The 5191-nt window shown below is 73.5% G+C and carries 4 protein-coding genes, 1 tRNA gene and 1 pseudogene; 5 read left to right on the forward strand and 1 reads right to left on the reverse strand.

Annotation, left to right across the window (positions count from 1 at the left end):
- Positions 1-51: 51 nt before the first annotated feature.
- The 4 genes from ACSNOD_RS28130 to ACSNOD_RS28145 all read left to right on the forward strand — a co-directional run bounded on the left by ACSNOD_RS28130 (position 52) and on the right by ACSNOD_RS28145 (position 1941).
- Positions 52-124 (forward strand) — tRNA-Arg (locus tag ACSNOD_RS28130).
- Positions 125-238: 114 nt separating this feature from the next.
- Entirely contained in the window at positions 239-379 is a 141-nt protein-coding gene (locus tag ACSNOD_RS28135; protein ID WP_436769887.1) for a hypothetical protein, read from the forward strand.
- Between the two features lie 446 nt (positions 380-825).
- On the forward strand, positions 826-1392 hold the full coding sequence (locus ACSNOD_RS28140) for a Uma2 family endonuclease (RefSeq protein ID WP_436769888.1): 567 nt from the start codon (positions 826-828) through the stop codon (positions 1390-1392).
- Between the two features lie 330 nt (positions 1393-1722).
- Complete coding sequence (locus ACSNOD_RS28145; protein WP_436769889.1) at positions 1723-1941, forward strand: hypothetical protein; 219 nt, start codon at positions 1723-1725, stop codon at positions 1939-1941.
- A gap of 13 nt (positions 1942-1954) precedes the next feature.
- Here the strand turns inward: ACSNOD_RS28145 and ACSNOD_RS28150 are convergent, their stop codons facing one another.
- On the reverse strand, positions 1955-2959 hold the full coding sequence (locus ACSNOD_RS28150) for an MFS transporter (protein ID WP_436769890.1): 1005 nt from the start codon (positions 2957-2959) through the stop codon (positions 1955-1957).
- Between the two features lie 27 nt (positions 2960-2986).
- Here ACSNOD_RS28150 and ACSNOD_RS28155 point away from each other — a divergent pair.
- Positions 2987-5191 (forward strand): annotated as a pseudogene (locus tag ACSNOD_RS28155) (BTAD domain-containing putative transcriptional regulator); the annotation flags it as partial.

Below are 5191 nucleotides of genomic sequence, written 5' to 3' on the forward strand. Positions count from 1 at the left end.
CCGCGCCGCGATGGGACCGGGAGAACCCGCTTCCGCGGAGGCGCCCGCCCCGCCTCCGTAGCTCAGGGGATAGAGCACCGCTCTCCTAAAGCGGGTGTCGCAGGTTCGAATCCTGCCGGGGGCACACTGAAGCAGCAGGTCAGAGGCCCTGTCGCCCACTGGGGCGACAGGGCCTCCGGCTTCCGGCACGGATTCAGCACACATGAGGTGTGCACCGAGGGTGGGAAGCTGTACCGCGATGCCTGCGAAGGACGAACGCTTCGTCTACGACGACCGCGAGGTCCCCGAGGAGAGCAGCCGTCTGGCGATGCGTGACGCTGCCCAGGCAATGGATGCCTTCATGCGGCCGTACCTGAACCGGGACCCGCGGGACAGCTGAGCGACACCTGCCGTCAGGTGCCGCCCCTGCCTGTCTGACGGGCAGCACTCGGCTGGCCCGGCACAGATCAGGCACACACCACGCTGCGGTGTCCTCCAGTTCCGCCACAACGGGCTTCCAAGTGATGGCGGCTGCGCAGGCGTAGCTCCCTGCACAGTTGCGGCCGGGCTCGGGCGCCTCCGCGGAAGCGGGTTCTCCCGGTCCCATCGCGGCGCGGCTGGGTCAGGTGGGACATCGGTCACTGACTACTCATCGCGCGGGAGCTCCGACTGTGCCCTTGATAGCCAGGCCCCAGCCGACCCCGATCCTCACATGTCTTGGGGCTCGCTGGTCGGATGCCGGCCGACGGTAGGGGGGTGAGTGAGGTCCGCGCGCTGTACGAGTGGCGGACAGTACGCTGAATCCAGCGGGATCGGGCCCGCAGCACAGCGTCCAGGAGGTGCTTCATGGCGACCGAAATGGTGGCCCCGGCGTGGATGCATGAGCAGATCACAGCGGAGGAGTACGAGTCCTGGTCCGAGGAGCAGTGCGCCGGCCTTGAGATCGTGGACGGGATGGTCGTTGTGAGCCCGCGTGCGTCCAAGCGGCACAACCGGCTGGCCCGGATTCTGGCGAACGCCCTGGATGCCACCGCGGGCCCGGACTGGAACGCCGACACGCACTTCGACGTCCGGCTTCAAGACGTCCCGCTCACCAATCGCCGCCCGGACGTCGTCGTGTACCGCGCAGACACGATCGACATCACCCCCACCCGCCCCGAGCACGTGCTATTGGTCGCGGAGGTTGTGTCGCCAGGCTCGGAGACCACCGACCGAATCGTGAAAGTCGACCAGTACGCCAAGGCAGGCATCGGCTTCTACTGGCGGATCGAGCAGGCCGCGACAGGCGTTCCTCTCGTGTACACCTACGTTCTCGACCCCGCGACGAAGACCTACCGAGACGGGGACGTGTTCACCGGCGTCCTCAAGGTAGCGGCTCCCTTCCGGGTGGAAATCGACCTCGGCCAGATCTGATCACGCGCTGCTCGGCAGCGAGCAACGCATGAGCGGTGCGTGAGCGGACGGCCCGATACAGGGCGGCATGAGCCGCATCAAGCAGCACGCCGAGCGCTTCCGACCAGGAGAAACAGCGCCGCGCGGCAGCGCCGGTCACCCCGGCAAGGATTCGATCCCACTCCGCCTTCGCCGGCTTCCGGCGTGCGCCGGGCCAGGCCACGCACCGCACGTGGCGAGATCGGGCCGGTTGGGCGTCAATGACCGGGAAAGTGGATCATGGGGTATTCGCTCGTCGTTCGAGCGGGTTGCCCGTATGGCCCCCACCGACCCGGAATCGGAGAGAGTCAGATGAAATCCCAGCGCACCGACCCGAAGCTGCTGCTCCTGCTGCTGCCGGGAATAGGCCTCCTGACCGTGACCTTCTGCCACTCCATCGGGCTTTCGGACTCCCTCACGCTGCTGCTCCAGGCACTTCTGGTCTGCGCTCAGCTCGCGCTGATCGCGATCGCGTCCTCGCGGCGTGATCGGGGTGACGAAACAGCCCCGAACCGGGCCGGGGAGCGGTGAGGCGAGCCGTGTCTCACGACGGCGGGCGGCGGAGGCGGCCGATCGGGATCAGCGTCGCCGCCGTGAGCGTGCCCAGGATCGCGAACGCGAGTTGGAAGTCGCCCGTCGCGTCGCGGAGGGCTCCCACGCCCAGGGGGCCCAGGGCCGCGCCGATGTAGCCGAGGGAGAGGGCCATGGCCCCGAAGCGGCCCGCCTCCACCGGGTCGCGGCTGAGGGTCACCGGGAGCGCCAACACCTGCGTGAACAGCCCCCCGTGGCCGATCCCCAGCGCCAGAATCCACAGCCACGTCGCCGTACCCGGCCAGAACGCCAGGCCCAGGAAGCCGGCGGCCGTCAGCACCGTGGTGCACGCGATGCCCACGCGCGGGTCGCGGCGCTCGCCCAGCACCACCGGCGTGATCAGCATCGCCGCGACCTGAATGAAGATCATGACCGTGAGCAGGGCACCCGCCCCCGCCTCGCTGCGGCCTCCGCTCTCGTTCAGCAGCGGTGCCACCCAGGTCAGTTCGCAGTAGTACAGAGCCGAGTTCGTGGCCAGCAACGCCGTGATGCGCCACGCCGTGGGGCTGCGCCAGGGCAGTCCACCGCGCCCCGCCGCCCCCTCCGCGCCCAGGGACAGCCCCGTGGTGTACATCCCGGTCATCAGGCCCGCGCGGCCCGGGAAGCGCGTCTTCACCACCGCCGGCAGCAGCGGTTGGGTGATCGCGACGCCCGCCCCCGCCACCGCCGCGCAGCTCAGTTGCAGCCAGCTCGACTGACCGCCCACCCGCGCCGCCGTGGCCAGGGCGATGATCGCGAGGCCCAGCAGCACCCCGCGGTGCAGGCCCAGCCGCCGTCCCACCCGCGCCGAGAGCGGGGCGCAGATCCCCAGGGCCAGAATCGGGATGGTCGTCATCAGCGACACTTCGGTCGCCGACATGTGCAGATCCGTACGAATCCGGTCGAGGAGCGGTGACACCGCGGCGATCGCCGGCCGCAGGTTGGCCGCGACGACGAACAGCGCCACCACGGAGACCACCAGCGCGCCCCGGCCGCCACCGACCGCGCCCTCCGCCCGGGCCGCCCCCGCTCCGTCGGGGCGCTGATCGCCGAGGTCTGGGACGGCGACCCGCCGGCCGACGCGGGCGGCGCCCTTCAGGCCCTGGTCGGCCGGCTGCGCAGGGCGCTGGGCCGCGCCGCCGTCGTCTCCACCGACGGCGGCTACGCCCTCGCCGCCGACCCCGACGACATCGATCTGCACCGCTTCGAGCGGCTCGCGGACGAGGGAGCCCGGGCCCTCACCGACGGCGACGCCGCCAAGGCCGCCGCCCTCCTGGACGACGCGCTCGCCCTCTGGCGCGGCCCTGCCCTGGCCGACCTGCCGGACCGTACGGCCGACGCGGCCCGTCTGGAGGCGCGCCACCGGGAGGCGCGCCGCGCCCGGCTCACGGCCGACCTCGCCCTCGGCCGGCCCGGCGACGCCCTCCCCGGGCTGGTGGAGCTCTGCCGCGCCCACCCCCTGGACGAGTCCTTCCAGGCGCTGCGGCTGCGGGCGCTGCGGGCCATGGGCCGCGGGGCCGACGCGCTCGCCGCGTACGAGTCCCTCCGCCGCGAGCTGCGCGAGAGCCTCGGTACGGAGCCGGGCCCCGAACTGCGGGCGCTGCAGGCGGAGTTGCTCGCCCTCGCGCCGGCAACGGCACCCGCACCCGTATCCGCCGCCCCGGCCCCCACCCCCGTACGGCCCGGCACCGCCCGTCCGGGCAATGTGCGGGCGCGGCTGACCAGCTTCGTCGGCCGCGAGGAGGAGCTGCGCACGCTGCACGCGGAGCTGGCCACCGGCCGTCTGGTGACGCTCACCGGCCCCGGCGGCGCGGGCAAGACCCGGCTCGCGGTGGAGGGCGCCGAGGCGATGGCCGACACCTGGCCGGACGGGGTGTGGCTGGTCGAGCTGGCCCCCGTACGGGACCCGGGCACCGTCCCGGAAGCCGTGCTCACCGCGCTCGGCGGGCGCGAGACCGTGATCAGGGGCAGCGCCGCCGAGGGGCTGCGGGCCGCGACCGACCCGCGGTCGGCCGATCCGCTCGCCGGGCTGGCCGAGCACTGCGGCGCCCGCCGCATGCTGCTCCTGCTGGACAACTGCGAGCACGTGATCGACGCCGCCGCCCGGGTGGCGGAACACGTGCTGACCCGCTGCCCCGAGGTGACCGTGCTGGCCACCAGCAGGGAGCCGCTGGGCGTGCCCGGTGAACGGGTCCGGCCCGTCGGGCCGCTGCCCGGCCCGGTGGCGCTGAGGTTGCTCGGCGACCGGGGCGCGGCGGCCCGGCCGGGCTTCCGGGTCGAGGACGACCCGGCGGCGGCCGTGGAGATCTGCCGCCGCCTCGACGGGCTGCCGCTCGCCATCGAACTGGCCGCGGCCCGGCTGCGGCTGCTCACCCCGCGGACGCTCGCCGACCGCCTCGACGACCGTTTCCGCCTGCTGACCAGCGGCAGCCGGACGGCCATCGCCCGCCAGCAGACACTGCGCGCGGTGGTCGACTGGTCCTGGGAGCTGCTCGCGCCGCCGGAGCGGGCGGTGCTGCGCCGGCTCGCCGTGTTCGCGGGTGGCTGTGACCTCCGCGCCGCCGAAGCGGTCTGCGCCGACCCCGATCCCCGGCCCGACGCCGTAACCGGTCCCCGGCCCGACGCCGTGACCGGTCCAGGGCCGGGCGCCGTGGCCGACACCGTCGAGGGCCGCGTCGCCCCCCGGGACGTCGCCGCGCTGCTCGGCTCCCTCGTCGACAAATCGCTGGTGGTCGCCGCCCCCGGCCCGGACGGCGAGATGCGCTACCGCCTGCTGGAGACCGTGCAGGAGTACGCCGCCGAGCGCCTGGACGAGGCGGCCGGGCCCGGCGAACGAGCCGACGAACGAGCCGACGAGCGAACCGGTGAACGGCCCGGCGAGCGGACCGGGGAGCGGGCCGTCGTCGAGCGGCGGCACCTGCGCCACTTCCGCGAGCTCGCCCGCACCGCCGACCCCCTGCTGCGCGGCCCGGACCAGCGCCTCTGGCTGGACCTCCTGGAGCGCGAGCACGACAACATCCGCACCGCGCTGCGCCGGGCCCTGGACAGCCGTGACGAGCACGAGGCCCTCTGCCTGGTGCTGTCGATGGCGTGGTTCTGGTCGCTGCGCAACCACCGGAGCGACATCCGCGCCTGGGCCGGTGCCGCGGCCGCGCTCCAGGAGGTCCAGCCAGAGGCGCTGGTCCGGGCCGCGCAGCAGGGGGTCGGCGGT

It is taken from the genome of Streptomyces sp. URMC 123 (assembly GCF_051386515.1).
Lineage (GTDB): Bacteria > Actinomycetota > Actinomycetes > Streptomycetales > Streptomycetaceae > Streptomyces.

Coding starts and splice junctions, on each gene's coding strand:
- ACSNOD_RS28135 (WP_436769887.1), top strand. CDS start 239: ATGCCTGCGAAGGACGAACGCTTCGTCTACGACGACCGCGAGGTCCCC.
- ACSNOD_RS28140 (WP_436769888.1), top strand. CDS start 826: ATGGCGACCGAAATGGTGGCCCCGGCGTGGATGCATGAGCAGATCACA.
- ACSNOD_RS28145 (WP_436769889.1), top strand. CDS start 1,723: ATGAAATCCCAGCGCACCGACCCGAAGCTGCTGCTCCTGCTGCTGCCG.